The sequence below is a fragment of the Clostridium sp. CS001 genome, assembly GCF_020443565.1.
Classification (GTDB): Bacteria; Bacillota; Clostridia; order Clostridiales; family Clostridiaceae; genus Clostridium_AD.
Genome location: NZ_JAIZZN010000039.1, coordinates 1 through 26557 on the forward strand (window position 1 = coordinate 1; position 26557 = coordinate 26557).

Genomic DNA, 26557 nt, shown 5'->3' on the forward strand with positions numbered 1-26557 from the left:
GGATTTTAGAATTTGAATCAAAATATAAATGTGAAGTTACTCGTTTAAATAACAACCAAGCAATATTGGTATTAGGTGATAAAGTAGAAAAGATAGGTTGATTAACAATCTTTATAAAAGACCTAATAAATCAATTCCTTAGTTAGTGGTCATTTGTAAAAAAATGAGAACTGAAGATTATAAATATAAGGTGGTGCAAAACATGAAAGTAAGAAAAATGTTTAAAGAGGATATTGACCTCCTCATAAAGATTCGTATGGAATACCTGTTTGCAGAAAAAGGTGTGTATTCTTCGGAAGAAGTGCAAGATATTAGAACGAAGTTAGAAGAATATTTTACTCAACACCTTAACAAGGGATTTATTGCTATCATTGCCGAGAATGAAAATGAAGTATTAGCAATTGCATTTATGTCAATCGTGGAAAGACCTCCGCTATTAGCGTTTTCATCATATCTTGTCGGTACGGTATACAATGTTTTTACATACCCTCAATATAGAGGAAAAGGCATTGCAACGAAAGTTATGACTGAACTTTTATCGGAAGCAAAACTATTAGGCGTTGCGGCCGTTGATTTAATGTCGACTGAAAAAGGGAAACCATTATATGTAAGTCTTGGATTTCAAATAAATAATTATACATCAATGTATAAGGTACTCTAACTCCCGCAAAATAAGCATAATCAGAAGTTATATTAATTCACAATATTCTAATATTTGTAACTAAGTTATAATTGGTAGCTAAACAAACAATAATAAAGTTAAGGGGTAAAAATATGGCAATGCTTGTGTATTTAGTTCACTTTAGTTCATATTCTTAATAACTGTTGTAGGATTGGGTATATACACAACGGTTTTATTTATAACGGCATTAAAAATATATATTAAAAAAAATTCATAAACAATATACTTTTAAAAAGTGCATTAATCGTACTTTTACGATAGATGTGCAAGTGTATTATATGGCGGTGCAACATAATAATTTGCGTTTTTATTTTAAGGAGGGCAATAATGAATATATGTGTTCTTATGGGTAGTATGAGGAAGGATGGTAACACTAAAACCTTAATACAACCATTTATAGAAGAATTAAAGGATAAGAAGGTAACGGTTCAGTATATATGGCTTTACGATAAACATATTGAGGCATGCAGAAGTTGTTTTGCTTGTCAAGATATGGAAAGGAAGACAGGGTGTTCTATTAATGATGAAATGAATGATATTTATAGTGCAATTTTGGAAGCTGATTGTATAGTATTTGCAACCCCAATATACTCTTGGTTTTGTACTGCTCCTATGAAAGTTGTTATTGATAGGCTCTTTTGTATGAACAAGTTTTATGGTAATACTAAAACAAAATACGGTTTATGGCAAGATAAATATTGTGCAGTTATATCAACTTGTGGCTATGAGATTGAAAATGGAGCAGATTTATTTGAAGAATCAATAAAGAGATTAGCAAAACATTCGCACCTTAATTATATAGGTATGTTGGCAGTCAGAGATATTAATGGAGTTACAGATTTTCAAACAAATGATGTAATTAACAGTGCTAAAGAATTTGCGTTAAGTATTCTTAAAACTTGTAAGCAAATGTATAATATCAATAATGTTTAGTAAATTAAAGATAGTTTTATTGAGACGCAATTTTCTTTTTAAGTGTCTCAACGGTATGATAAATCGAAATAAATATAATAAATATAATTTGTGAAAGGAGTGAAAGTATGAACAACATTTTAAAAAAGCTACAGATGTACAAAAAAACAACAATATTTATTATAATTATTTTAATCTTACTAAGGTTATTTTTTGAGTATGCCAGGAAAAGTAAGGGATTATATCTAGCATATGATTATATATACAATATAATGAATTACATGATACTAGTAACAGCATTATTATTATATTTTGAAAATGAAAAAGCTAGATGGGCATATCTCGGGATTTTAATTCTTTTTATAATAATGAACACATTGGGAATTTATAAAAGTATAATTAACATACAATTTCAATCTAGGTTTACCCACGCTAAAAATTCATTCATAATAAGGGAAACAAAAGATGAGCCCGAGTTTAGTACCATATATATACCAGCCCATAAAATATTTATGAGGTTAGATGATAAGATAAAAGTAACAAATGGATATAAGCCATTTTCAAATAAGGAATATGAAATAATTTGGCTAAACGATGACAAGGCCCTTGTAAAATATCTAAATGGAACAAATCATACATCAAAAGGCCATATTTTAAACTTCTCGAGAACTAATGGACCATATTCAAATGTTTTGGCTAATTTGAGTGGAACTTGGGTAGACAAAAACAACAATAAAAATACTATAAATATTGCAGGCGTGCAGATAACGTATAAAATTAGGAATGAAATTTATTGGTATTCATCAAGCATGTCAGATGAGCAGGGTAATTATGGCTCAATTTTATATGGGAACAGAGATGCTCCTAGTATATACATTTTAATGAATGCAAATGACACAATAACTGTGGGATATACAGCACTCAATAATAATGAACAAAATATTTATATTAAATAAAAAAATGAGGAGATACGATCTTGAACATTTAATTGAAAAGTATTAACCTGACAATATGGAAGAGTGAAGCAGAAAATGCCCTGTCTAAACTTTATTTATCCATTACAATACATAGTACACCTCAATCTACTAATAGATTGAGAGCTTTTAACGAAAAAGAACACGATATATATATGTGTTTGCATTATATAGGTGCAAATCCTAATGATAAAAACAATTGCAAAGCGCTTGCCAACATTGCAGAGGATATAGGATACTAGAAGTACATAAGTTAATATGAAAAATATTAATTAAGACACAATGTTCTAAAAGGTTGCAATAATCATGATTTATAAAGAATTACAAAGGAATGATTATCCAAGTCTATGAGTGAGGAGGAAAACTATGGTAGTACTAATTATAGGGGCAACTATGATTGCTTCTTGTATATGGTGGTATACAGACTTATATAAAATTATTACTAATTTCAACGATAAATTGCTTGTTAAAAACAAAATAATCAATATGTGTATTTCAACTATCCTTAATATTATTCTATTGATACTTGTAGTTGGAATCATTGATGAATTTATTTGACTTAAATAATATTGAGTGAATTAATTATAAATTTACGATTAAATCATTATCGAAAAAAAATTGAAAGCAAAGCTTTTAGTAGGAGGAAATTTTTATGTCAGAACTTAAGGTTATATTCCATATTGATGAACTTAATAAGTGGAGGCTCTTATTAAAAAATGTTAGTAATTTATTAGATGCTGTAGGTATTGAGAAATCTTATATTGAAGTTTTGGCTAACTCAGAAGCAGTTAAGTTTTATACTACCAATCAAAATTTAGATGTAGACATTAATTCTATGGAAAATTTAAATAATAAAGGTGTAAAATTTGTTGCATGTAACAATGCACTAATGGCTTATGATATAAAAAAGGAAGACATAATTGATTTTATAGATATCGTCCCGGTTGGAGTTTTAGAACTTATAAACAAACAAAGTGAGGGATATGCTTATTTAAAGCCGTAGTTAAATCATCACCTGCGGTGCTGCAATATTAACAACTTTGGAAGCAGAACTTTAAGCTATTATGATATAAATAAAGAAAAAGTAGAATTTATTAATAAGGAAAGTTTAAAAGGGAAAAAACTCCAATATGACAAATGTTTGATACTTTTTACTGGCTCTGCTTATAAAAACAAACATCTTGTAAGTGGTCTGTATGATAGCATGGGAAAAGAAGATATTAATAAAATTATATCTAGCTATGATAGGGATAGCATTGTTAAGGTATGTGAGCCTAACGAGGTATTAACTATTGTTGACATTGATAACACATATCACAGTGCATTTAAAGAAGGAAAAGAGCGCAATATTAGAATTAAGGTTAGAACCTCCGATGGCAAAGAAGGATGGCTTGAGTGGCTTAATGGTGGGGACTAGTTTTGTTAATATGAATTAAAGATAGAAAATTAAGGATAGCATTAATATCCTCTACTACAGGTTTATTCAAATTCATTCATAATTTCTTGACTAGCTATAAAACCGCTATCCTTGACATTTTATTTTGAATACCTTATCTCAAAGGGAATGCTAGTTACAAGATACAATTATAAATAGCGAAGAGGACATTGTGATATATATTGAGGTAGGAGAAACCCTTACTGAAGCATTTAAAAGAGAGATAAAAGAAGAAACTGTGATAGATATAGAGGTTGGTAATTTAACAGTGGTTAGTTCTAATATAGGCATTGGGATTCAATATAATGAAGAATAGTAATTTATTGTATAGATGTAATTATTTATATAATTTGGAGGTGCGAAATGATAGGCTTATTAAGAGGAACTGTTTTACTGGAACAGCACTCTACTCAATGGGAAGAGAATGCAAAAGAAACTATCAAAATATTAAGGAATATATTTCTAAATAAAGCTACAGATATGCAACATGTAGGTAGTACTGCTGTGATTGGACTAAAGGCTAAACCTATAATTGATATTGTAATTGGAGTACGATGTTTCAAAGATGTATATGAATTAATTCCACTACTTAAAGAAAACGGTTTTATTCACAGAGATATTTTTGAAGATGATAAGGGTGCTGAAAGTCATCTGTTATTTTGTTGTGGCGATTTTGATAATGATACAAGGACACATCATATTCATGTAGTTATACATAATAGTAACGAATGGAACAATTATATTAAGTTTAGAAATACATTAAATGAAAATATGGATATTAGAAAGCAATATGAAGACTTGAAAATTGAATTATCTAAAGAATTTCAGTCTGACAGAGAAAAATATACAGAGATGAAAGCGGATTTTATTCATAGTGTATTGTATAACCAATGAGAGTAATATGTATCAAGGTTACTGCGTAACTTTATTAAAGGTTGTAATAATTATAGGTATATAGCTAGTGGAACCTTGTAATACATAACAAGCAACGAGAATTTAGATGGAGTGGTTAAATATGATTAATGAAAAAATCAGCATAATGGAGGAAATAAAAGAGACAATAGAGAAAATGTTTTTAATAAGAGTTACCGAGTATGTGGAAATTAATAAAGGATTTTTAAATTTAAAGTGGAAGTTTAAAACAGATAATGGAACACTCTTTATTAAGCAGTATAACTCGGAGAGAAACCCAGTTTCAAAGGAGAAACGTTTAAATACAGCTCTCTCATTCCACATGAAATTAAGTGAGAAAAATATAAGATGTCCTCATATTCTAACTTTTAAAGGAGATGTAATATTAAGGACAAGGCAAAATATAAGATTTATTGTAATGGAATGCTGTGAGGGCAACCTTATAGATGCTGGGAAAATTAATTCTAACCAGTCACATGATTTAGGTGTTGAGCTTGCAAAAATACATAGTATAATCAACAATCAAATTGATGAAAAATCAGTTCCTACATGGATTGTACCATCTAAAGAGCAATTGATATCTAAATGGAATGAGAATTGGTTATTAACTAACGAAAGAAATACAGCAGATATTAATTATTTTCTTAAACTTCAAAGAGAAATATTTAAAAACATAGATATAAATATTTTTGAAGGATGCAAACATGGCTGGGCACATTCAGATTTATGGTGTGATAATGTATTGTTTAATCCTGATTCCCTTTCAGTGATTTTAGACTTTGATAGATTACAATATATATATCCCGAATTGGATATAGCAAGGGCAATACTTTCCTTTGCTCTAGATAATAACTGTTTAAGGATAAATGCAGTAAAGGCTTTCGTAGATGGTTACAATCAGTTTGGAAATATTAGTGCTGATGATATAATTCGTTCATTAAAGCTATTGTATTGTTTAGAGAGTTTTTGGTGGCTTAATCACGATGGATTTAATAGTGAAGGTCCACCAAAGAGATTCGCAGATGAAATGATTTGGCTATCAGTTAATTGGTTTAATTTAGAAAGGATATTGAAAGAACTGAGAAGTGATAGCTTTTCCTTTTAGTTTGGAATATTCCTGCAGGTTGTAATAATAATGATTTGTAAATCGTTACGGCATTGTAAAAAGAATGCTCATTAATAGGGGGATAAAGCAATGAAAATAGGGGTAATAGGGCCTACTGAAAAAGAAATAATGCCTTTTGTAGGTAAAATCTCAAATAAGAAGTTTAGTGAACATGCTATGCTAAAGTTTTATTCAGGAGATTATGAAGGAATTGAAGTAGTATCAGTATTCTGTGGAGTATGTAAAGTAAATGCTGCAATTGCTACTCAAATCCTAATTAATAAATTTGAAGTTACGCATATTGTACTAACAGGAGTTGCAGGGGCATTAAGTAGGGAACTTGAGATTGGAGATATAGTTATTTCAAGTGAGGTTGCGTATCATGATGTTGCACATGGAATTTTAACAGAATATCATCCATGGATGGAAGACATATATTTCAGATCGGATGTTACGCTGTTAAAGTTATGTAAAGATATTGCTAACTCCTTGTCAATTTCAAGCAAGTGCCACGTTGGAAGAATTATTACTGGTGAAGCATTTATTACGCATAATGAAAGGGAACGTTTAATAGCTGATTTTAATCCACTATGTGTAGATATGGAAAGTGCTAGTGTTGCTCATACATGTTATGTAAATAAAATTCCGTTTATAGTTATTCGTTCAATGTCAGATAAAGCAGATGAAAGCGGCTCAAAAACATTTGAAAGTAATATGGAAATGGCAGCACTAAATTCTATAAATTTTGTTGAAGAACTTATTAAAGATTTAGGACATATTTTTAGTAATGAATAGTTATAATTATTCTTTCCATTGTACTTACTTAGATTTACACTTACAATTTTATTGGAAATTAAACCAAATTGGTAATCGATTACAAAGCATTTTTGCAAAAGGATAGGGGGTAGTCAAGGTGGAATGTATCAAATTAGAGCTAAAAACACCTAATTTAACAGAGCTTAATTATAGAAGAAACCTTTTAGCAGATGCCGAAACTATGTCTTATAATAAAGGTTTTAGTGAGTCCCATGATTATAATAAGGAAACGGGCTGCATAGATTTTAATCAAAATTCATGGAATGATTGGTATTGTAGGTGGATAAATAATATACCAGACAGATATTATGCATATATTATGAAGGTTGATCAGAATATTCCTATTGGTGAAGTTGCTTTACGATATGTGGATGAAAAAAAGGCTTACTGTGTAAATTTAATTGTTGAAGCCAAATTTAGAGGAAATGGATTCAGTAAACAAGCATTAAAATTGCTGATTGATATTGCTTTTAATGAGTTAGGCGCTAATAAAATTTTTGATGAGTTTCCAAAGTCCAGAACATCGGCAGAAAAAGTCTTTGAACGCGTTGGATTTAAAAGAATTTCAGATGATATTGTTGAATTAACGAAAGAGGATTATTTTAAAATTAAACATCTTGAAGAAATGTCGATAGTTGCAGAGGCTGTTTCTAATGTGTTTAAGCCAGATAAAATGAATTATGAACTGCTTGGAAATGGATGCCCTCATATTCATTGGCATTTATACCCGAGGGTGAAGGGAGATACTCCTATCGTAAGTTCAGTTTATCAACTACCCAATAGCGTATTGTTTGATGAATCCACAAGACCAAGCGATGAAGTAAGAAAAGATTATATAAATAGAATTAAGAATGAAATTGAAAGACTGTTGGCATTATAAATTAAAAAAGAAATGCATGGAGGAGAAAAAAATGATTGAATCGAGATGTGGAATTGATTGTTCAAAATGTGAATATAGAGAAGAAACTGGGTGTACCGGATGTGTAAATATAGACAAGCCATTTTGGGGAGCAGAGTGTCTTGTAAAATCTTGTTGTGAAAGTAAAGAACTATTGCATTGTGGTGAATGTGGGAATTTTCCATGTGATTTACTAAATAGTTTTTCTTATGATAAAGAACAAGGTGATAATGGTATGAGAATTGAACAATGCAGAGAATGGGTAAATAGGTTTAAATAAGGAGAGAGATTAAATTGAAAGAAATTCTAAGAAGTGATGTAAACGAGGAATGGGTGCATTTTGGAATAGTTGAGGCTGGTAATTTTGATTTTATATAAAATTTATTCTTCGAATTTAAAACACTTAGAAATAGGAGAAGGGTTTTTTAAAGATTGGCCCAATCATCCTAGTCTAGAAAAGCATAAAACAATATTAGAAAAAAGTTATAAGTCTTTAATTGCAGTAGATGAAAAAACCAACAAAATAATTGGATTTATAAATGCTGTAGGCGACGGAATTTTGTCTGCTTATATTCCTCTTTTAGAAGTATTACCTGAATATCAAAAACAGGGGATTGGTTCAGAATTGGTTAGAAGAATGTTAGAGCAATTAAATGATTTTTATATGGTTGATTTATGTTGTGATGAAAGTCTACAATCTTTTTATAAGAAATTAGGCATGATAAAATCTCAAGGGATGATATGTAGGAATTACAAATATCAATGTGGAAGAGAGTTATAGAACATAAAGGTTAAGACACATCTTTCTTAAAAACTCTACTAAGCTAATGCCTTGGTTAGTGGGAACTTTTGAGTATATCATGAATTGAAAAGGGGATATTTGAATGATAAAAAGGATAATGATAGGATTAATATTAATTTGTATGATTTCGATTTCTATCAATGTTTTTCAATTTTATAAAATGAAGGATTATAAAAAACAAGAAAAAGTTTATACTGAAATGTTTCAAAAGGATTTTGAAACTTTAGAAAAAAGCTTTGACTTATTCAATGGTTCTGGTGCATTGTCCAATGAAAGTGCTATAAAAAACAGTGTAAGTATTGTTGAAAATCTTAAATCTATAAGGCATTTATCCTTGTATAGGGAAAGTAGATCTATATCTGAATTATTACTATATTTAAGTCAATTCTTTGTACTTAATTCTGACCAATATATTAATGAAAATATAGATAAAGTAAGACCTCAACTGAAAACTATATCAAAGAACCTAAATGATGAAAACTATGTAAAAGATTTTAATATGGTGCTATGGAAAATGACATCTAAAAAATAGCATAATTCGTATTTTTCCTAAAGGGCCTACCAAGTTAATTTCTCAATTAGTGGCATTTGTATTAGAATTCATATTAAGAAAGTTAAAATTAGCTTGGTAATAAATTTCAACAAAGGCAGTCAGGTGTGGGCAAGGTTATGGTAAAGAGATTATGGCATTATTAATAGATGTATGTAAAAAGGCATTTCCTGATTACCCTATGACACTTGAGGTAAGAACATTTAATACAAGAGCTATTAAATGCTATATAAGTCTTGGTTTTAAAATCAAAGATAAATATGTTAAAGATACTTTTAATGGTAAAGACGAATTTTATTATATGGAATATGAATTGTTAGGATAGAAGAAGTATTACGGATTTTTCGTAAACTGCGTTACACTCGTAAAAAAAGACGGTGAAAAAATTATTTATATAATATGCAGACAAATAGTAATTTAGGGGGATTTGATATGAATGATTTTGGGCTAAATGAGATGCAAAAAATCCAAAAGCAATTACAGGAAAAATATAAGGATAAATGGGGTGGCTTATCACCAGATAAAGGGCGTAATCAATTATTGTGGATGATGATTGAGGTCGGTGAAGTTGCTGATATAATCAAGAAAAAAGGCGATAATCACATTATGAATGATGAAGAGACAAGAAATCATTTTGTAGAGGAGTTATGTGATGTATTAATGTATTTTAATGATGTAATGCTTTGTTATTCTATTTCACCCGAGGAATTAAAGAAGGTATATTTACAAAAGCATAATAAAAATATAGAACGTTGGTAAATCTCCAATTTGTAGATTTGAATTAACATAATTTTGGGCTCAGTTGTTTCGCATTTTTCTAAAAAGACCTACTAAGTTATAATTTGTAAAAAATTAAATTAAGAAGTGATAATAATGATTAACGCAGGATTGAAGTATCCCCCTGTGGTCATCATGACGTATAGTATATTTGAAAAAGACTATTTTGATAATAGGGGGATAGAAAGAAAATAATGCCCCTAAATAAGTGGAGGAATCTTATGGAGAAAGAATTAATTTTAAAGAAAGTTAATGAAAGCAATTTTATTGAGTGTTTTAATTTAAAACTTGGATATGGACAAGATAAGTTTGTATCACATCCTATTCGTAGTTTGGCACAGGCATATGTATATTATAATCAATGTACTCCTTTTGCAATTTATAAGGATAACATTATTGTAGGATATGTTATGGTTATTTATAATTATGATGAAGAAACATATAATATTTGGCATATGATGATTGATGAGAAATATCAAGGTAAAGGATATGGAACTAAAGCTGTGAAATTATGTATAGATTATATAAAATCAAAACCATTTGGAAAATCAAATGATGTTATATTAACTTGCAGTATGGATAATTCTCATGCAATTCATATTTATGAAAAGTTAGGTTTTAAAGATACAGGGGAATGTGACGATGATGAAATAATTATGAAGTTAGTAATTTAATTTTATAATAATATATTAAATAAAAGTATTGTGAAATACATTAAGGAGGATTATGATGGGCATTTCCGTTGATGAACTTTTTACATTGAGAGAATTAGACGCACAAGCAATATTTGGAGGGGTTAAGCATCCTTGGGAAGTTCTTAGAAGAATTAATACTTTCATTTTTGAGTACGCAAAAACTCTGCCAAATGATTTTGAAAGAATAGAGGAATTTATATGGGTTGGCAAAGGCACTACTATTGAAAAAAGTGTTCTGATAAAAGGTCCAGCGATTATCGGTTATAATTGCGAAATCAGGCATTCCGCTTACATTAGAGAAAATGTTATCATTGGTAATGATGTTGTCATTGGAAACTCAACTGAAATTAAAAATTCAATTCTCTTTAATAAAGTACAGGTTCCGCATTATAATTATGTTAGTGATTCAATATTAGGGTATAAATCCCATTTGGGGGCAGGTGCAATAACCTCTAATTTAAAGTCCAATGGAACGTTAGTAAAAGTAAAATATGGTACAGATATTATTGAAACTGGTTTAAGGAAATTTGGTGCAATTTTAGGTGATTTATCGGAAGTAGGATGTAATACAGTTTTAAACCCAGGGACAATATTAGGAAAAGGTAGTATTGTTTATCCATTATGTTCTGTGAGGGGTTATATTCCAGAGAATAGTATTTTGAAAAATAGCGGTGAAATTGTAGAGAGAAAACAAAGTTAAGTAACCAGAATATTTGTCCGGAATTTCGTATTCAGAAGTAAGTATTATTCTTATTATGAGAGAGAGGAAGTTATCATGAAATGGAAGTTATTTATTGTTATCTGTTTTCTAACACTCATTTTTGCCATTGGTTGTAAAAATACAGGAATACCTAATACAGAAAAACAAAAGACAGGGCAGTCTATTAAATTGACGCTTGAGATAGTAAAAAGTTTATCGAAAAAAGGAGATAAGTTGTCTTGGGAAGATTTTCAAACTTATGATAGTGAAGACATCGGAAGTGGCTTACACATTAAGTGTTATCCAATAGATGGTACGTATGCACTGGTAATAGGTGGAGGGAGCCTCAAAGAAAGTCCTATGTATATAACTCTGTCCAATGATGATACTAAAAAATCTATAGATATTCGACATGATGATATAGATGAATTTATAAAATAGGTTAATTGAGAATGTTTTTTTATTATGCAACAATTGTGATTTTTGGAGAACCAGATTATTATCCTCAAATAGGATTTAAAACATGTGACAATTTTAATATTACAACTGCTGAGGGTAAAAACTTTGATGCATTTATGGGAATTGAATTAGCAGAAGATAGCATGAAAGGCATAAAAGGAAAGTTCTACGAATCGGAAGTTTTTGATAATCTCCCAAAAGAAGAAGTAGAAGAATATAATAAAAAGTTTCCGAGGTTACAAAAATTAAGATTTCCAGGGCAATGGGATTAATTAAGTATTAAAATCAATTTAAACAGAGGAGTATTGGGGGGGCATATGAAATTATTTCTAATAAGACATGGGCAAACAGATTGGAATTTAAAAGGAAAAATACAAGGAAGTTATGATAGAGCGTATTTTAGCAGCAATTTATAAAATTATAAATGAAAATTCTCATGATTTGGCAATTGTAACACATAGTGCTGTAATTATGTGTTGCAATGTTATGTAACTAACACTCCATTTGATGAAATGATGAAATTTAAAACGGATAATAGTACAATTACAGAAATTGATAGTGAGTTGATAATATAATTTTAATAAATATAATTATTAGTTTGGAACATTTGTAGTCACAACGGTAGTATATTATTCACTAGTGTTTTTAAATAATTTATGGAGGTATTGAAAAATGAATAATACTTTTTTAAAACCAAAGGTGCTTCTTGTTGGTACGTTTCATATGGGACAAACATCAGATATGTATAATACAGAAGTAGACAATTTTCTTTCTAAAACAAGGCAGCAAGAGATACGTGAAGTTGTAGACAGGTTAAAATGTTTTAAGCCAACCAAAGTAGCATTAGAGATTGTTACAGAAGATGATGAAGCTATAAATAATGCATATAAATCATATGTTGATGGACAGTTTCAATTAAAATCAAGAGAGCATCAGCAGCTAGGATTTCGAATCGCATCCGAATTAGGACATGAAAGAATTTATCCTATTGACTGGATGGAGATTGGTGTTGCCACTAGGCCTTATGGTGAGGTTTATGAATGGGCAAAAACAAATCAGCCAGAACTGTTTAATGAAGTTTTTTTAGGGAAAACTTTTGATATTAATACAGCCAAAAGCATATTAGAAATGTACCAGATTTGTAATGATGTAGATGAAATTAAAAAGAGTCATGAAATGAATATCAATATGGCTCGCATTGGATATGTGAGAGAATATGTTGGTATTGATTGGCTAATATGGTGGTATCAACGTAACTTAACGCTTTTTTCAAATATTTGTCGCCTAGCTACATCAGGAGATGAGAGAATATTAGTCATCGTAGGAAGTAGTCATGTCTATTTATTAAATCAATTCTTACGGGAGTGCAATGTGGTTGAATTAGAAGATGTTAATAGACTGCTTACAGCTACTAATTATTCATGTAATTAATTGTTTTTAAAAGGGTGAATAGTAAAATGAAAGAAAAAGATATGGAATTTTTAGAGGATATTAAGTCATAGCTTGAGAGATGATGGCTGTTATATTGAATGTGATTATATTGCAATAACACAGGAACAAGAGGATTTATTATTTGCTGAATGTGAGCGCAAAAGACAGCGAAATAATATTGCAGCATCGCAGATGATGATTTAACATTGGAGCATGAAATTAACTTGATGAAACAAGCAGTATATTCCGTCTATGCTATCATTAATAACTATATTCATTTTATATTTAAAAACAACATTTTTTAAAGTAGGATATAGTGCAATTGTGGATATTATATTTATGATAATTTTTGCAATATCACTAGTTATTCTTCTCTTAATTGCAGTATAATTTAAGTTTGAAAATTATTTGTATAATAGGAGATGGATATATGCTTGAAGTTGTATTTAGCGATAGCACGAAAGGTGCCATGAAAATGGCAAAAAACTATAATGAAAAAAGTATGATTGGTGGAGCTATAGGATACATAGGTAAGAAGCCTTCAAAGTCCGAATTGAAAAAGATGTTCGAAGGCAAGGCTATTGGTGGAAACTCACAAGATGTGGTTTATATAGGATTTTCTCTTGATGTTGGTGACATATCCGATCAAATAGATGGTTGTGAGCGTAAAAATGTGTTTCGAAAAGTATGGGGAGGCGTTGATTTTGATGAAAGGGAAACAGAGAGGTTTTTTCATATGCAACGTGAAGATTTAGAAAGATTAGTGACCACTGCAACACAAGGAACTCCGATAAGAATTTGGAAAAGCAATGCACCGTATTCGGCTTGTGGATTTGCATTTGTGTGCGATATATTAAGGGATATTGACTGCAAGACAAGTGTTGTTTCATTACCTAAATATCGTAAAACAGGTGAAAACACAATTGAATCCTACAGCAATTGGGGAGAGATTTCTGCGGGACAGTTTTATAGTTTTTTGCCGCTTGAGCGAGAATTACCAACCATCGAAAAGCGTATGGAAAGCGATCTTTGGCAGAATCTAAAGGTGGAAAATGCACCTTTAAGAGCAGTGGTTAATGGAAATCTCATTTCGGTTCAGGAAGACTTCTATGACCACATTATTATAAAAAATATTCCTGATGAGGAATTTGTTATGGCTCAACTAATAGGAAGAATATTATCTAAATATCCGCTAGGCATCGGCGACGGTTGGTATGCTCTACGTATTAAAAAGATGATTGAAGAAAACAAACTGAAAATTGTTGCAGATAAAGATCCGTCGCACCCCTATGGAAAAGTATTGAAGAAGACATTAGTGTGAATTATAGAAGTATCAATCTTATTGTGATATCATTGGGTTTGGCTTTCATGCCGCAACTTGCAGAAGTATCCAAGTGAGTTAATTCTCAATATTTCTAAAGGTTGTAATAATAATGATAATTTATCAACAAATTTATATATAGATATGTAAGTATCACGATACAATAAGACATTTCGGAATTAGAAGCTTTGCGGCAAGCTCGCCAGCTTCTAATTTTTTTAAGATTTGCACTCCCTTTGTTTTACATAAATAGTGTTTATTATATGAGAGTATGATAAAATTATAATTATTTAAGAGGATATATAAAACCTTGTATTTAGATGTGACCAATTATTTAGATGGAGCGTGTTTAATATGATAATAAAACTTGAAAAATTTACTTGCGAAGAAATTCCACAATTAATTTCTTGGGTGCCTAATAACGAATTCCTACTTCAATGGGCAGGCCCCACGTATACACTTGAATTATTGGAAAATCAACTTCAAAATGATATAAGTTTGATGGTAGGCGAAGAATCTAAAAGTATGATGTTTAGTGCTAAACTAATCGAAAGTAATGAAACAGTAGGTCATATAGAATTATTATGGATAGATAGAATAAATATGTCTGCTCGGATAGGCAAGGTTCTTGTAGGAAAGAAAGAATGTAGAAATAAAGGAATAGGGCTTCAAATGGTTAGTGCCGCTTTGAACATTGCCTTTAATCAATTGAATTTACATAGGGTTGATTTAGGGGTATTCGATTTTAATTTATCTGCCATTGCTTGCTATAAAAAAGCAGGATTTATTACTGAAGGGAATCTAAGAGAATGCAGAAAAATAAATGGACAATATTGGTCATTGGTGAATATGAGCATTCTTGAAGATGAATATAGAAATTTAAAATAGAGACTCCAGATTCTAATTCTAAAATTATTGAAATAATCTATATTATGGGAAAATATATTGAAAAAGGATGTTCGTTTATTATGCTTGTAACAGGAATGCATAGAACGTTGGCCCAGAAATTTTATGAGTCAGTAGGATTCAAAGGTGATATAGTGAAAGGATATAAGAAATTTTTTCAATAAGAGAATTCTTTATTTTAGCAAAATAGTCTAATACGAAATTTATAACTGACTTCTGATGGTACTTGTAATTTTCAGCATAAGGCAGAACCAGATATTAAAGTATCAGCGAAAATCAATTTAAATATTTCCAATGATGATGAAATACAAGCGGTATTAAAGATTGCAAATTGATTTGGGGTATTCTTATTAGATGCATATATAGAAAAAACTATATATATTCTTTTGTAAGATAAGATAGAACTAAGATCATTTATATAATTGGAGGATAAGAATGAGTATTCAATATAGTATATTATTTAGCACGAATTCCATTGGATTTCCATATATCAAAGATAGGTTAAAATGTTTAGTGTCAGCAGATTACAAAGTAGTAGTCTTTCCATGGGCATTCCCTATAGAAATGTCTGATAAAGAATTTACAGAAGGTTACTTTCCAAGATATGGTGAGCGTTACGAATGTACAATTGGGTATTTACGAGAAATTGGCATCAAAGATGAAAATATATTTATTGCTAATTGCTACAATGATTCAGTAAATCAAATTAAAAAAGAGATTGATTCCTCTAATATCATTGTTTTACCAGGGGGTAATCCAGTAATGTTATCAACAAAAATATTAGAATGCGGTATACAGGATGAATTAAAAAATTATACAAATATTATTATTGGGGGAAGTGCTGGAGCATGTATTCAGTTCAAGAAATATTTTATTACAGAAGAAAATAATAGACCGAGAGGATTTCAAGAACTGCAAGGATTGGGGATTTTGGATGTTGATTTTCTTATAGATGTACATACAAATATTCATACCACAGGTGAAAATCAAGAAAAACACAAGTCATATATTAATAAATTAAAAGTTCTTGCAAAGAATTATAACAAAGATATATATGCTATAAGTGATGATGGGGCTATTTTTGTTGACAGAAAAACTAACCAGTTTGAAATGTTTGGAAATGTAGAAAAAATCACTATTGATTAGGTAAGGATTAAAAGAAACCTTAATATTTTAATAGTAAATTAATGGAGGGGTATGATGAAACTTTTTTCATATTTAAAGCAACCTTTAGTCTTTACTTTATTAGTGGTTTTTATACTGTTAGGTTTTATAGGATTTAATAAGATAAGTAAATTATCAGATGAAAAACCAGCCTTGACTAACGAGCAAATCAATAAGATAAAATATAATTTAAAAACATTTTCATCGAATCCTCATTTGTCAAATCCATTGGCCCATGTGGAAGGTCATGAAATTGAATATGCAGAAATTATACAAATGGGAGAACCAGTTGTAGATTATTTTATAGATGAATTCAAAAGAGGCAATTTGAGTGGTGGCAATGAGTGGTTAACAGCATGGATTTGTAATGAAATACTTGGCGAAAAAAATCCAGTAAAGATTTGGGTTGAGGATAATAAAAATGGATGGTCTACAGGAGCTGATTGGTACGATAAGTATATAAAAATCAACAAAATAAAATAATTGTAAGTGAAATAGAGCATGCTACTTGCCACTTGCCACGTGGATGGCACTAAAAGGGAATTCACGTTGTGAATTCCCTTTATAAATGTCATATATTAAATTTTAAATTAGATAGAGTATAGTAATTATTTTCAAATTAAAGTATTTTTCTTTGTCTTTCTCTTTAAAGACCACTTACTTATAAAATTGTACTAACCTCTAAAAACTCTGAACATTTAATTTTAACCATTGGACTATCCCCTCTCTATTAGTAATTTTTTATCTTATCTAATGAAAGTTAATAATTGAGTGGAATTACTTCCGCTGCTTGTAATGATTTTTAAATTTGATTCTTTGTTTATAAAACAATAATAACACAGGAATAGATACTTGTAAAGAGTTATTTTCAAATAATAATTAATATTAAATAATACTTTTGAATTATAGATAAAATAGAAGTTTATCATATTGGAATTGCATTAATATCAGCACTATTTATAATGTAGCCATGTTGTTTAAAAAAGCAGTGTCAAATAAAAAGCAGATGAAAGCTTAAGTAAAGAAGCAATATATGGATTTAGTACATTAAAGGTAAAAAAGAAGAAAGCAGTCATAAAATGACTGCTCTTTTGGTGCAGATGACAGGAATCGAACCTGCACGCCGTAAAGCGCTAGATCCTAAGTCTAGTGCGTCTGCCAGTTCCGCCACATCTGCATATAAAGTTACTCGTAAAGGAATGAAAATAACGTTACCACCTAAAGGCTTATACATTAATATTTAACTAGTGGTAAATCTTACATCATAAGAAATATATTATCATGTAAACGTATAAATGTCAATAAAATATTATTTAGATTATTAACAATAAACTATGACAATATTTATGGTTTTCCATGAAATTTTTAAATATAGAAGTCTCTAATTTTATTTAAAAACAAGATTTCTATGAAAAACTATATGGTATAATTATCATTAAAAGATAAGTGTTGTATATTAGAGCTTGTCACTTTTGTCACTTGCCACGTGGGTGGCACTACACTAAAAAGGAGAGATTACATATGAAATTTGTTACTTATGAATTTAAAGGTGAAACTTTAGCAGGAATATTAATAGAAACTAAGATTATTTCTATTAATGAAGTTATGAGGGAACTTAAACTTCTAGAAGTAAGGGATCTTCAAGGGTTTATAGAAATAGCTGATGACAAGATTATAGGATTAATAGAATCTGTAGTAAGTCAGGGAGAATTTTCTACATTAGAGTTATCGCAGGTGAGACTTTTAGCACCTATTCCATATCCTAAAAGAAATTTATTTTGCATAGGTAAAAACTATGAGGAGCATGCAAGGGAAATTAAAGAAACTAAAATCTCAGATAATTTTATACCGGAGAATCCTATATACTTCACTAAGGTGGCTAGTCCAGCTATAGCAACTGGGGATAATATTTCCTTTTCAACAGAGGTTACGAGCCAAGTAGATTATGAGGCAGAGCTTGCAGTTATTATAGGAAAGGAAGGAACCAATATAAAGATAGATGAGGTGAGGTCATATATTTTTGGATATACTGTTGCCAATGATGTTTCAGCAAGGGATCTTCAAGTAAGGCACAAGCAGTGGTTTAAAGCTAAAAGCTTGGATAGCTTTTGTCCTATGGGTCCTGTAATTGTTCATAGAAATGATATTGCTTTTCCTGTAGAACTTGATATACAGTGTAGGGTTAATGGTGAGCTTAGGCAAAACTCAAACACTAGAAATATGATTTTTGATATTGCATATATCATAAGTGATTTATCTAAAGGGTTTACTCTTAAGGCAGGGGACATAATTTGTACAGGAACGCCTGCTGGTGTTGGAATGGGTTTTGAACCTCCAAAGATGTTAAAACATGGAGACATAGTGGAATGTTATGTGGAGGGTATAGGAACTATTGTAAATGAAGTTTCAAATAAATAAAGATAATTAATCCAGTTATTTGAGTTTAAAATCTAGAATATTTGACAGTATGTCTATATCCCCGTTAAATGGAAAGCTTGATAATTTATTTTCATTTTCAAAAATCAGATAACATGGTGGCTTATTTTCAGGAATTAAGATATAGACTTCATTTACAAGTGTATTCAATGACTTACAGTTTACTTTAACAAAAGGGTTTAAAGGGATTTTAATAACATAGCCGTCGTCAGTAGCGGGGTCATTTTTATACACTCCTTCTATATTGGTAATCCAACTTGTAATTATATCTTGAATTTGAAGATTTGATTGGACTACTTTCACAACTTTATCTTGCTTTGGATCAAAAATTTCAATATGTTTAAAACCCTCAGCATTTACAGTTATTGAATGTAGGAATATAACAAAAAAGAATAATGTAACTAATAATTTTTTAATCATATCAATCACCTCTTTATTAAGTTTTTCATGATGATTCTAGAGCATTATAGTAGGTACAACAATATCCGCTCATTGTATTATTTTGTAAGTAATAATGGTATAATTGTAAAACAAATAGGATGGTGATACATTGAAGAAAAAATATATTTTGATATTAATAATAGTACTTTTAGCATTAACTTCTGCCTATATATTTATACCTTATAAGGCTCTTATTAATGAATACATCTTTAATATTTTTAAGCCCAAGTTTCAAGTCACTGAAGATTTTTCGAAAGTAGATAACAACAATAATGGAGTAGCGGATGCTTTAGATGTAGTTAATGGTGCAAATAAAGAAGTTCTTAATAAAACAAAGTATGTAAGTAACTATTTTGCCGGTGGATATCCACCAGAAACTGAGGGTGTATGTACAGATGTAATTTGGAGGGGCTTTAAAGAGGCAAATATTAATTTGAAGGATCTTATTGACGAGGACATAAAAAATAACACTAAGCTTTATCCTAGAGTAGAGGGAAAGCCTGACCCTAACATTGATTTTAGACGGGTTCCTAATCAAGATGTATTTTTTAGTAGGCATTGTACAAGTCTAACTACCGTAGTTAAAGCTAGAGATGAAGAAAACTTGATGCAGTGGCAACCTGGTGACATTGTGGTATTTATAAAAGGGTATGAGCATGTTGGTATTATTTCTAATAAGAGAGATAAAAATGGTATTCCCTATGTTATTCATAATACTAAGCCTCATGCGACTATAATGAAATTATCTTGGTTTACTGCACCCATACATGCACATTATAGATGGACATTTAAATAATATAATCATTTCAATATTATTTTTTTATAATAGTTTCTATCACTTGTGGAGATAATGTAACTAAGGGAGTGATAAAATGAGTAATAATGAAGCGAAAAAACATTTAAAGAAACAACCTATTGAAAAAGATAATACTGATGCATGGGTAGATACACGTATGAAAACACTGGAAGCAAGTGTCTCGGTGTCAAGTGATGCTGTAATGAAAAACCAAAAAAGTTGTATAGATATTGATGAAAAATAAGCATTTTTAATTATAGAAAAAAATTAAACTGGGTACATCACTTTTATATGATGTACCCAGTTTTTTTAAATAATGCACGGTTAGAAAGTAGGTGAGGGTGAGTTCTTCTTAGAAGCTTTCTTTTCATTTTTTATATTCTTAAAGAAGGCTACTGCACATAAAACATTTAAAACAATACTTATCAATGCTAGGGCCATGCTCAGTGAAGCATTTCTAGGCACATGAAGCTGCATTGATTCTGTGAAGCGAGGTGCTGTAAAATAATACATAAACCATGCTGCTAAAGTAAAGGCACGAGCTTGTAGCCAAGTTCCTTTTTTAATAAACAAAGACGGAATGGTACAAGAAAGTATTACCATAAACTGTGCAGATGCAGAGCCTGGAAAGTTTAGATACACAAAAACAAAGTTCCAAACATCATAGGCTAATATCCATAAAACAGTCATTTTAGGCCAAACCATATCATGTTCCTTGCTTCCATCAATATGAATACCCTTCCAGCCATAGAATAGTGTGATAATAGAAAGGATACCAGCAATTCCATTTAAAATATTAGGTGCATAGCCTAGTGAAAAATCCTGAGTAACAGCTTCAGTAATGTTCAGTGCTATAAACATTGCAGCGATTAATCTAGGAAATACCTTTTTGCCAAGCTTTGTATACCGCATACAAGTAAACCATATACAAGCAGTAACAACTGAGTATACTTTCACCCATTTGAACCAGTAAGTAACTCCATGACTGGCCCATAACGGTATTAGTGCAAAAGGTAGAATAAAGTAAAATATTGTAGTAGGCCATTTGAACCTTCTAAAAATCTCATTAAGGGCAATTAAACCTACTAAGATTAATATCCAGTGAAAAAAGGCAAGACCACTTTTATGCTCTTTAAAATCTGTTTCATAAAAACCGTCTTTATATGCAATGGTTTTAGAGTCAGTGAACGTAAATAGAACATTTTCACCTTTATCAAAATCAGTTATCTTGGCGTTTGGACCGCTAATAATTTGAAGGTTGTCCCCAGTTTTCTTCCACGTTTTATCTTCCTTTTCATCGTGACCACCATATTGCTTTATAACTGCAACTGTTCCATCATCATGAAAGTTAAATCTATAAAAGAATGAACCTTCTCCTTTTTTACCATCTACAATACCTTGCCAAGTACCTAACACTTTATTATTAGTAGAATCACTATTAGGATTAGCAAAAACGCAGGCGCTCATTATCATAAGTAAACAGATAGTAAGAGCAGAGGTTTTAAGCGTCATTTTGATTTTTCTCATAGAAAAGCCCCCTATTTATTATCAAATTGAATTAACATATAACAATACCTTTAAGATTAAATATTTATGAAACTTAAGAACTTAGGGATTGAGTTTTGCCACGAAGGAACGTAACTTCTGATTTTCCTGTATGAAGCTGCCAAGTATGCCAGAATACATAAGGTATAATCAATATTGCGTTTATCATACCCCAATATTTCAACACATCTGGGTTAAACCATGCTGAGGAATCCATTACTGCAGGGAATAAGTTTGGCGCACAGGCACGAAATAGCATGTGTGTTGCCAGTGTATATACTCTAGCAGTGATGTAAAGTTCTGGACGTCTTTTTATAATTGGATATATTTCTGCAGCCAAAAGGATACATACTGAACTTGCAAAGAAGTTATGACTCTCGCCATATACAAAGCATAGGTTCCAGGTTGTATATAGGAAGTTCCATGCAATTGTAGTGTATGCGATTAGATCGCCACGATCACCATTGTCTGCAGATAGCTTCCAAAACTTTGGAGCATAGGGCATAGTGACACAAAGTAAGAAACCGCAAAGTGAGTTTAAGTAGTTACCAGTTTGTAAGTCCTTAACAGTGGCTTCCATAATATTAAGGAATAGCACGCCAAAAAGTACCCCAAGCACCCAGTCTTTCCGTAGAGCACTCCAGATTTTGCCTTCTCTTTTTTCATAATTAGCAACTCTAGAAAATCCTAAGAATATAGTTGGGATTATAACGCTTATGATTTTGAACCATCGGAACCAACCTACTACTCCTCCTGACATAAGCCAAATAGGGAAGGTTAATAGTGATGCAAGCCAAAACCAATTTGAAAATTTGTAGTACTTTCGCATGCAACCTACTATAACCATAAGTAATGTAAAATACATACTCATGGAAAGGACATACTTCCATACGGGAATATTCATAATAATTCACTCCTTTTTGCCGAATCACAAGATGTACAGGATACTGATACTTAGCAAATTGTAAAGTAAGATAAATTATGCAGTTGCATTTTTCATGTAAGCGAAAACATAACATGCGTTCGGTATTATAATTAGTATAACATTATGCATAAAATTGTCAATGAACATATGTATAAAAATTAACAATATTTTATAAGGCATAATTCATATATTTTTCTATAGTCAATGAAATTTATGTCTATGTGCTATAATAGGAGTGAAAAAACAGGTTTGGGGGTAGTAAACTCATGTCAATAGAGGGAAAAGCACGTATTATTCAGGCGGCTAAATGTGTAATCAGTCGAAGTGGTATATCAGGTGCCACCATGAGAGGTATTGCTGAAGAGGCAGGTCTCAGCACTGGAGCCATTTACCATTATTATAGCAGTAAGGAAGATATTCTTTATGAGGTTATGGATGAGAGTCTTTCAGAAACTGTACGTATAGCGCAGGAATCTAAGAGTCTGGAAAGAAGTCTTAATGAATTAATTGAAGAAATCTATGAAAATATAATAAAAAGATTTGAAAAAGTTGATGAAAATCGTATTCAGTTTTATCTGGCTCAGGAATCTATAAGTGGCAATGCTGAGTTAAGCGAAAAATTCAAGGCTAAATATGATGAATGGGTATGTAGGACAGAGGAATTAATGCAGCGTATGTATAAGAAGGCACCTACTAAATATAATAAGGCATTGGCATCACTGCTTATTGGAGCAATTGATGGCATTGTTATGCAACTTTTGCTTTGCGCAAATCCTGCAGACCTTAAGGATATTTTAAAGGTATATCATGTGATTCTTAAAGATGGCATACCAAGACTTTTGGATCAACTTGCTGGTATGTAAAATAAATTTCAGTTTTAACAACATTTTGGAAGCTTTAAGTCTGCCATCTTCTATAAGTGACAGTTGCCTAGCCCAGAAAAATTACTTTGGTGGCAGGATAACAATTGATAATTGTTATCTGCCCCAGAGGTAACTCTGCTTCCAAAGTTGTTAATATTGCAGCACCGCAGGTGATGATTTAATGCTAATTTTAAAAGTTAAGCAAATAGAAGCTGCATCCGGTGTTTGTTACTAATTTATATTGAAAGAATGGTGGTTTTTATGTCTATTAGTATTAGTGAAAGAGTTGAGAATTCAGCAAATAAAGCTGAATATAATAGCTATAAGAAAATAGTAGAGCAAATCAAACAAGTTTCATTTGAGTCATTGAATAACCAAGAGATTCTAAATAAATCACATGAGTTTAGGAATAAGCTTTCCAAGGGTATACCTATGGATGATATAATTATAGAGGTTTTTGCACTTGCTATGCTAGCGGTTAAAAGAGTACTAAAGATTTCTCCATACGATGAGCAACTAATTGCTGGAATAGCTATGCATAAGGGAAGATTAATAGAGATGCAGACAGGGGAAGGGAAGACCCTAGCAGCCGTGTTCCCTGCATTCTTAAATGCACTTTCAGGTCTTGGTTGTCATATACTGACTTTTAATGATTATCTAGCACGAAGAGATGCAGAGTGGATGGGTCCTGTATATGAAATGCTTGGACTTACCGTGGGGTTTGTTCAGGAAAATATGAAGAAAAGCGAGAAGCAAAGGGCTTATGCCTCTGATATTATATATGTAACAGCCAAGGTAGCGGGATTTGATTATCTAGTTGATTCTCTTTGTTATAAAGAAAGTGAGCTTATGCAACGTCCATTTAATTTTGCAATAATAGATGAGGCAGATTCCATATTAATTGATGAAGCCAGAATACCATTAGTTATTGCATCGGGAGGAAAGCTGGGGGGGAATGCAGCGCAAGACAGAGGTTGCCCAGATGAAGTTAAAGCAAAAATTGAGGTTAATGAGGGTGCAAAAGCCCAATTAAAAGGGCGTATTATGAACCAGATGACTTTGCAGAGTTTAATTTTACTTTATAAAAAAGTTGCAGGAATGACTGATACAGCTAATGATTCATCCTATGAAATCAGTGAGTTTTATGACATGGAGGTGCTAGTAATTCCTCCACATATTCCTTGCAAGAGAGTGGATTATCCTGATGTAATATTTACACATAAGGAAGCTAAGTACAAGGCTTTGATTGCGGAAATCAAGAAAGTGAATGCAACGGGGCAACCTATTCTAATTGGTACCTGTAGTGTAGCGGAATCGGAGTATTTAGCCGAAGAATTAAATAAAATATCTATTGAACACAAAGTTCTAAATGCAAAAAATGATGAACTTGAAGCACATATTATTGAACAAGCAGGTACGCTATACTCAGTAACTGTTGCTACTAATATGGCAGGTAGGGGTGCTGATATAAAACTCGGGGGAGTAGATGGAGCTAATAGGGATAAAATAGTCGCCCTTGGAGGGTTATATATAATAGGGACAAATCGGCATGAGAGTATGCGTATAGATAAGCAGCTAAAAGGAAGGGCAGGGCGACAGGGCGATGTTGGCATTTCAAGGTTCTTTATAAGTCTTGAAGATGATCTCATAAAAAGATATGGTATAGATAAATTAATATCAACAGCACTTAGACCAAGAAATCAGGAAGAACCTTTGCTTAATCCTAAGATTGCAAATAAAATAGGACAGGTACAGAGAATTATTCAGGGGCAAGATTCTGATTTGCGAAGAGCTCTATGGAGGTATGCATTTTTCATAGAAAATCAACGACTTCAGGTGCAGCAAAGGAGAATGGAAATAGTATGCGACAGTGCGCCTTTTAATATATTGGGTCAGCAAAATCCAGCTCTATTTGCAAAATTAATTAACTTATTTAATGAGGAAACTGTAAATGAACTTGAAAAACAAGCTGCTTTATATAATATAGACGAAGTTTGGTCTGATTATCTTGCGCATGTAGCGTATCTTCAAGATGGAGTAAAACTTGCTATACTTAAAGGTAAAGATCCACTGCGAGAATTTCAAATGGATACATCTGACACATTTGGGGGGCTACAGCAGGAGATAGAAAAGCGAATTTTACAAAATTTTGATACGCTAGATTTATCGGAGCAGGGACTCATTAGCTTGCAGCAACGTATAAAACCACCTTCTTCAACTTGGACCTATCTTATTAATGATAATTCGCTAATGGATGCACTTTCTTCATTATTTATTGGTAACGCAATTGCATCCATAGGAAGGCTCTTTGCTTGGCCTATTTTAATTGTAACTTCAGTTTACAAGAAACTTTTTAAGAAGACACAAAACTGAGATGATTTATTATATTAAATAAAGGATATATAAAAGTCTGAAAAACAAACCAGGTAACAAAAGAGAAGAATATAAACCCAGCAGAGATTAATTTAGCAAAGGTGATTATAAAAGCAAGTTTATGCTGATGTTTCAGTTCATAGACATTGGGATAGAAATATCAATATATTGTAATATCAGATAGACATAGTATTTAGAGAGAAGTGGAAGAAATCCCATTTCTCTTCATTGATTTGAGAGGATATGACAATAGTTAGCCATGCGTATCATAATAAGGAATACTAAGATATTTCTATATATTTGGAGGAATATGAATATAAATTAGCGAAAGTGCCTATTTTGTGAGAAAATGCTTTTATTTATATGATAGAATACTCCTTGTCGCAACGAATGAGTAACGACAAAGGTAAACATTGATAAGTTAACACTTAAAACTTCAATAATATATTTAAAAAGTATTGAAAGAAGTTGTTGACAAATTAAGAAGTATCTAGTAATATAGTAGAAGTCGTCGCAAGATGAAAAAACAAATTGGTCTTTGAAAATTAAACAGAGAAATAGGTAAAGAAACGAAATAATATTTCGTTAAACCAGTTAATTACTTTAGCAAAAAGTAATTCTTAGTTATAAACTAAGAGA

35 protein-coding genes and 1 tRNA gene are annotated in these 26557 nt (G+C 31.2%); 32 read left to right on the top strand and 4 right to left on the bottom strand.

Going from position 1 to position 26557, the window contains the following annotated elements; all coding sequences use genetic code 11:
• Window positions 1–202 precede the first annotated feature (202 nt).
• The 27 genes from LGK97_RS17965 to LGK97_RS18095 all read left to right on the top strand — a co-directional run bounded on the left by LGK97_RS17965 (window position 203) and on the right by LGK97_RS18095 (window position 17022).
• The gene (locus LGK97_RS17965) at window positions 203–661 is read left to right on the top strand and encodes a GNAT family N-acetyltransferase (protein ID WP_226261364.1); all 459 of its coding nucleotides are present in this window, start codon (window positions 203–205) and stop codon (window positions 659–661) included.
• A 348-nt stretch (window positions 662–1009) separates the two neighbouring features.
• Window positions 1010–1615, top strand: a complete 606-nt coding sequence (locus LGK97_RS17970) for a flavodoxin family protein (protein WP_226261366.1) — start codon at window positions 1010–1012, stop codon at window positions 1613–1615.
• 107 nt (window positions 1616–1722) lie between these two features.
• On the top strand, window positions 1723–2550 hold the full coding sequence (locus tag LGK97_RS17975) for a hypothetical protein (RefSeq protein ID WP_226261374.1): 828 nt from the start codon (window positions 1723–1725) through the stop codon (window positions 2548–2550).
• A 384-nt stretch (window positions 2551–2934) separates the two neighbouring features.
• Complete coding sequence (locus LGK97_RS17980) at window positions 2935–3126, top strand: hypothetical protein (protein ID WP_226261376.1); 192 nt, start codon at window positions 2935–2937, stop codon at window positions 3124–3126.
• Window positions 3127–3220: 94 nt separating this feature from the next.
• The gene (locus tag LGK97_RS17985; protein ID WP_226261378.1) at window positions 3221–3571 is read left to right on the top strand and encodes a DsrE family protein; all 351 of its coding nucleotides are present in this window, start codon (window positions 3221–3223) and stop codon (window positions 3569–3571) included.
• A 138-nt stretch (window positions 3572–3709) separates the two neighbouring features.
• A complete protein-coding gene (locus tag LGK97_RS17990; protein ID WP_226261381.1) occupies window positions 3710–3985 on the top strand; it encodes a hypothetical protein in 276 nt (91 codons plus the stop codon).
• Window positions 3986–4175: 190 nt separating this feature from the next.
• On the top strand, window positions 4176–4319 hold the full coding sequence (locus tag LGK97_RS17995) for an NUDIX domain-containing protein (protein WP_226261383.1): 144 nt from the start codon (window positions 4176–4178) through the stop codon (window positions 4317–4319).
• Window positions 4320–4366: 47 nt separating this feature from the next.
• Window positions 4367–4897, top strand: coding sequence for a GrpB family protein (locus tag LGK97_RS18000; RefSeq protein ID WP_226261384.1), 531 nt, complete (start codon window positions 4367–4369; stop codon window positions 4895–4897).
• 121 nt (window positions 4898–5018) lie between these two features.
• Window positions 5019–6020, top strand: a complete 1002-nt coding sequence (locus tag LGK97_RS18005) for a phosphotransferase (RefSeq protein WP_226261386.1) — start codon at window positions 5019–5021, stop codon at window positions 6018–6020.
• Between the two features lie 90 nt (window positions 6021–6110).
• A complete protein-coding gene (locus LGK97_RS18010; protein ID WP_226261387.1) occupies window positions 6111–6815 on the top strand; it encodes a 5'-methylthioadenosine/adenosylhomocysteine nucleosidase in 705 nt (234 codons plus the stop codon).
• Between the two features lie 118 nt (window positions 6816–6933).
• Window positions 6934–7716 carry a GNAT family N-acetyltransferase gene (locus LGK97_RS20070; RefSeq protein WP_413228451.1) on the top strand — a complete coding sequence of 261 codons (783 nt, stop codon included), beginning with the start codon at window positions 6934–6936 and terminating at the stop codon, window positions 7714–7716.
• Window positions 7717–7747: 31 nt separating this feature from the next.
• Window positions 7748–8014 (top strand): DUF3795 domain-containing protein, encoded by a 267-nt coding sequence (locus LGK97_RS18025; RefSeq protein WP_226261389.1) that lies wholly within the window; start codon window positions 7748–7750, stop codon window positions 8012–8014.
• Window positions 8015–8098: 84 nt separating this feature from the next.
• The gene (locus tag LGK97_RS18030; RefSeq protein WP_226261391.1) at window positions 8099–8515 is read left to right on the top strand and encodes a GNAT family N-acetyltransferase; all 417 of its coding nucleotides are present in this window, start codon (window positions 8099–8101) and stop codon (window positions 8513–8515) included.
• Between the two features lie 103 nt (window positions 8516–8618).
• Entirely contained in the window at window positions 8619–9068 is a 450-nt protein-coding gene (locus LGK97_RS18035; protein ID WP_226261393.1) for a hypothetical protein, read from the top strand.
• Between the two features lie 103 nt (window positions 9069–9171).
• Window positions 9172–9411 carry a GNAT family N-acetyltransferase gene (locus LGK97_RS18040; protein WP_413228452.1) on the top strand — a complete coding sequence of 80 codons (240 nt, stop codon included), beginning with the start codon at window positions 9172–9174 and terminating at the stop codon, window positions 9409–9411.
• Between the two features lie 107 nt (window positions 9412–9518).
• Window positions 9519–9845: a MazG nucleotide pyrophosphohydrolase domain-containing protein gene (locus LGK97_RS18045; RefSeq protein ID WP_226261397.1), complete on the top strand. Its 327-nt coding sequence runs from the start codon at window positions 9519–9521 to the stop codon at window positions 9843–9845.
• A 239-nt stretch (window positions 9846–10084) separates the two neighbouring features.
• Window positions 10085–10537: a GNAT family N-acetyltransferase gene (locus LGK97_RS18050; RefSeq protein ID WP_226261399.1), complete on the top strand. Its 453-nt coding sequence runs from the start codon at window positions 10085–10087 to the stop codon at window positions 10535–10537.
• Window positions 10538–10592: 55 nt separating this feature from the next.
• On the top strand, window positions 10593–11258 hold the full coding sequence (locus LGK97_RS18055; protein WP_226261401.1) for a UDP-N-acetylglucosamine pyrophosphorylase: 666 nt from the start codon (window positions 10593–10595) through the stop codon (window positions 11256–11258).
• A 75-nt stretch (window positions 11259–11333) separates the two neighbouring features.
• Window positions 11334–11699, top strand: a complete 366-nt coding sequence (locus LGK97_RS18060; RefSeq protein ID WP_226261403.1) for a hypothetical protein — start codon at window positions 11334–11336, stop codon at window positions 11697–11699.
• Between the two features lie 11 nt (window positions 11700–11710).
• Window positions 11711–11989: a hypothetical protein gene (locus LGK97_RS18065; protein ID WP_226261405.1), complete on the top strand. Its 279-nt coding sequence runs from the start codon at window positions 11711–11713 to the stop codon at window positions 11987–11989.
• Window positions 11990–12034: 45 nt separating this feature from the next.
• A complete protein-coding gene (locus LGK97_RS18070; protein ID WP_226261407.1) occupies window positions 12035–12133 on the top strand; it encodes a histidine phosphatase family protein in 99 nt (32 codons plus the stop codon).
• 256 nt (window positions 12134–12389) lie between these two features.
• Window positions 12390–13148 (top strand): DUF5694 domain-containing protein, encoded by a 759-nt coding sequence (locus LGK97_RS18075; protein WP_226261409.1) that lies wholly within the window; start codon window positions 12390–12392, stop codon window positions 13146–13148.
• Window positions 13149–13220: 72 nt separating this feature from the next.
• Window positions 13221–13352, top strand: a complete 132-nt coding sequence (locus LGK97_RS19855) for a hypothetical protein (RefSeq protein WP_264175087.1) — start codon at window positions 13221–13223, stop codon at window positions 13350–13352.
• A gap of 226 nt (window positions 13353–13578) precedes the next feature.
• Window positions 13579–14469, top strand: coding sequence for a DUF3658 domain-containing protein (locus LGK97_RS18080; RefSeq protein ID WP_226261411.1), 891 nt, complete (start codon window positions 13579–13581; stop codon window positions 14467–14469).
• Window positions 14470–14823: 354 nt separating this feature from the next.
• Window positions 14824–15357 (top strand): GNAT family N-acetyltransferase, encoded by a 534-nt coding sequence (locus tag LGK97_RS18085; protein WP_226261413.1) that lies wholly within the window; start codon window positions 14824–14826, stop codon window positions 15355–15357.
• 453 nt (window positions 15358–15810) lie between these two features.
• Window positions 15811–16521 carry a Type 1 glutamine amidotransferase-like domain-containing protein gene (locus LGK97_RS18090; protein WP_226261415.1) on the top strand — a complete coding sequence of 237 codons (711 nt, stop codon included), beginning with the start codon at window positions 15811–15813 and terminating at the stop codon, window positions 16519–16521.
• Between the two features lie 54 nt (window positions 16522–16575).
• The gene (locus LGK97_RS18095) at window positions 16576–17022 is read left to right on the top strand and encodes a hypothetical protein (protein WP_226261417.1); all 447 of its coding nucleotides are present in this window, start codon (window positions 16576–16578) and stop codon (window positions 17020–17022) included.
• 609 nt (window positions 17023–17631) lie between these two features.
• Here LGK97_RS18095 and LGK97_RS18100 read toward each other — a convergent pair.
• Window positions 17632–17716, bottom strand: a tRNA-Leu gene (locus LGK97_RS18100).
• Between the two features lie 344 nt (window positions 17717–18060).
• Between LGK97_RS18100 and LGK97_RS18105 the strand changes: the two genes are divergently transcribed.
• A complete protein-coding gene (locus LGK97_RS18105; RefSeq protein WP_226261419.1) occupies window positions 18061–18957 on the top strand; it encodes a fumarylacetoacetate hydrolase family protein in 897 nt (298 codons plus the stop codon).
• Between the two features lie 15 nt (window positions 18958–18972).
• On the opposite strand, the gene LGK97_RS18110 is transcribed toward LGK97_RS18105, so the two are convergent.
• Complete coding sequence (locus LGK97_RS18110) at window positions 18973–19395, bottom strand: hypothetical protein (protein ID WP_226261421.1); 423 nt, start codon at window positions 19393–19395, stop codon at window positions 18973–18975.
• A 130-nt stretch (window positions 19396–19525) separates the two neighbouring features.
• Here LGK97_RS18110 and LGK97_RS18115 point away from each other — a divergent pair, with 130 nt between their 5' ends.
• Both LGK97_RS18115 and LGK97_RS18120 read left to right on the top strand, forming a co-directional pair.
• The gene (locus tag LGK97_RS18115; RefSeq protein WP_226261423.1) at window positions 19526–20212 is read left to right on the top strand and encodes a DUF1287 domain-containing protein; all 687 of its coding nucleotides are present in this window, start codon (window positions 19526–19528) and stop codon (window positions 20210–20212) included.
• 76 nt (window positions 20213–20288) lie between these two features.
• Complete coding sequence (locus tag LGK97_RS18120) at window positions 20289–20456, top strand: hypothetical protein (RefSeq protein ID WP_226261424.1); 168 nt, start codon at window positions 20289–20291, stop codon at window positions 20454–20456.
• A gap of 80 nt (window positions 20457–20536) precedes the next feature.
• Here LGK97_RS18120 and LGK97_RS18125 read toward each other — a convergent pair whose 3' ends face one another.
• Together LGK97_RS18125 and LGK97_RS18130 are read right to left on the bottom strand one after the other, a co-directional pair.
• Window positions 20537–21739: a DUF5692 family protein gene (locus LGK97_RS18125; protein ID WP_226261426.1), complete on the bottom strand. Its 1203-nt coding sequence runs from the start codon at window positions 21737–21739 to the stop codon at window positions 20537–20539.
• Window positions 21740–21812: 73 nt separating this feature from the next.
• Window positions 21813–22661 (bottom strand): hypothetical protein, encoded by an 849-nt coding sequence (locus tag LGK97_RS18130; protein ID WP_226261428.1) that lies wholly within the window; start codon window positions 22659–22661, stop codon window positions 21813–21815.
• Window positions 22662–22948: 287 nt separating this feature from the next.
• Between LGK97_RS18130 and LGK97_RS18135 the strand changes: the two genes are divergently transcribed.
• A complete protein-coding gene (locus LGK97_RS18135; RefSeq protein WP_226261430.1) occupies window positions 22949–23545 on the top strand; it encodes a TetR/AcrR family transcriptional regulator in 597 nt (198 codons plus the stop codon).
• A gap of 261 nt (window positions 23546–23806) precedes the next feature.
• The gene (locus LGK97_RS18140) at window positions 23807–25918 is read left to right on the top strand and encodes a DEAD/DEAH box helicase (protein ID WP_226261432.1); all 2112 of its coding nucleotides are present in this window, start codon (window positions 23807–23809) and stop codon (window positions 25916–25918) included.
• The last annotated feature ends 639 nt before the right edge of the window (window positions 25919–26557 follow it).

What these genes read in the sequence shown, in the direction of transcription:
- LGK97_RS17965 (WP_226261364.1), top strand. Translation starts at nt 203, where the DNA reads ATGAAAGTAAGAAAAATGTTTAAAGAGGATATTGACCTCCTCATAAAG.
- LGK97_RS17970 (WP_226261366.1), top strand. Translation starts at nt 1,010, where the DNA reads ATGAATATATGTGTTCTTATGGGTAGTATGAGGAAGGATGGTAACACT.
- LGK97_RS17975 (WP_226261374.1), top strand. Translation starts at nt 1,723, where the DNA reads ATGAACAACATTTTAAAAAAGCTACAGATGTACAAAAAAACAACAATA.
- LGK97_RS17980 (WP_226261376.1), top strand. Translation starts at nt 2,935, where the DNA reads ATGGTAGTACTAATTATAGGGGCAACTATGATTGCTTCTTGTATATGG.
- LGK97_RS17985 (WP_226261378.1), top strand. Translation starts at nt 3,221, where the DNA reads ATGTCAGAACTTAAGGTTATATTCCATATTGATGAACTTAATAAGTGG.
- LGK97_RS18000 (WP_226261384.1), top strand. Translation starts at nt 4,367, where the DNA reads ATGATAGGCTTATTAAGAGGAACTGTTTTACTGGAACAGCACTCTACT.
- LGK97_RS18005 (WP_226261386.1), top strand. Translation starts at nt 5,019, where the DNA reads ATGATTAATGAAAAAATCAGCATAATGGAGGAAATAAAAGAGACAATA.
- LGK97_RS18010 (WP_226261387.1), top strand. Translation starts at nt 6,111, where the DNA reads ATGAAAATAGGGGTAATAGGGCCTACTGAAAAAGAAATAATGCCTTTT.
- LGK97_RS18025 (WP_226261389.1), top strand. Translation starts at nt 7,748, where the DNA reads ATGATTGAATCGAGATGTGGAATTGATTGTTCAAAATGTGAATATAGA.
- LGK97_RS18035 (WP_226261393.1), top strand. Translation starts at nt 8,619, where the DNA reads ATGATAAAAAGGATAATGATAGGATTAATATTAATTTGTATGATTTCG.
- LGK97_RS18045 (WP_226261397.1), top strand. Translation starts at nt 9,519, where the DNA reads ATGAATGATTTTGGGCTAAATGAGATGCAAAAAATCCAAAAGCAATTA.
- LGK97_RS18050 (WP_226261399.1), top strand. Translation starts at nt 10,085, where the DNA reads ATGGAGAAAGAATTAATTTTAAAGAAAGTTAATGAAAGCAATTTTATT.
- LGK97_RS18055 (WP_226261401.1), top strand. Translation starts at nt 10,593, where the DNA reads ATGGGCATTTCCGTTGATGAACTTTTTACATTGAGAGAATTAGACGCA.
- LGK97_RS18060 (WP_226261403.1), top strand. Translation starts at nt 11,334, where the DNA reads ATGAAATGGAAGTTATTTATTGTTATCTGTTTTCTAACACTCATTTTT.
- LGK97_RS18065 (WP_226261405.1), top strand. Translation starts at nt 11,711, where the DNA reads ATGTTTTTTTATTATGCAACAATTGTGATTTTTGGAGAACCAGATTAT.
- LGK97_RS18070 (WP_226261407.1), top strand. Translation starts at nt 12,035, where the DNA reads ATGAAATTATTTCTAATAAGACATGGGCAAACAGATTGGAATTTAAAA.
- LGK97_RS18075 (WP_226261409.1), top strand. Translation starts at nt 12,390, where the DNA reads ATGAATAATACTTTTTTAAAACCAAAGGTGCTTCTTGTTGGTACGTTT.
- LGK97_RS18080 (WP_226261411.1), top strand. Translation starts at nt 13,579, where the DNA reads ATGCTTGAAGTTGTATTTAGCGATAGCACGAAAGGTGCCATGAAAATG.
- LGK97_RS18085 (WP_226261413.1), top strand. Translation starts at nt 14,824, where the DNA reads ATGATAATAAAACTTGAAAAATTTACTTGCGAAGAAATTCCACAATTA.
- LGK97_RS18090 (WP_226261415.1), top strand. Translation starts at nt 15,811, where the DNA reads ATGAGTATTCAATATAGTATATTATTTAGCACGAATTCCATTGGATTT.
- LGK97_RS18095 (WP_226261417.1), top strand. Translation starts at nt 16,576, where the DNA reads ATGAAACTTTTTTCATATTTAAAGCAACCTTTAGTCTTTACTTTATTA.
- LGK97_RS18105 (WP_226261419.1), top strand. Translation starts at nt 18,061, where the DNA reads ATGAAATTTGTTACTTATGAATTTAAAGGTGAAACTTTAGCAGGAATA.
- LGK97_RS18110 (WP_226261421.1), bottom strand. Translation starts at nt 19,395, where the DNA reads ATGATTAAAAAATTATTAGTTACATTATTCTTTTTTGTTATATTCCTA.
- LGK97_RS18120 (WP_226261424.1), top strand. Translation starts at nt 20,289, where the DNA reads ATGAGTAATAATGAAGCGAAAAAACATTTAAAGAAACAACCTATTGAA.
- LGK97_RS18125 (WP_226261426.1), bottom strand. Translation starts at nt 21,739, where the DNA reads ATGAGAAAAATCAAAATGACGCTTAAAACCTCTGCTCTTACTATCTGT.
- LGK97_RS18130 (WP_226261428.1), bottom strand. Translation starts at nt 22,661, where the DNA reads ATGAATATTCCCGTATGGAAGTATGTCCTTTCCATGAGTATGTATTTT.
- LGK97_RS18135 (WP_226261430.1), top strand. Translation starts at nt 22,949, where the DNA reads ATGTCAATAGAGGGAAAAGCACGTATTATTCAGGCGGCTAAATGTGTA.
- LGK97_RS18140 (WP_226261432.1), top strand. Translation starts at nt 23,807, where the DNA reads ATGTCTATTAGTATTAGTGAAAGAGTTGAGAATTCAGCAAATAAAGCT.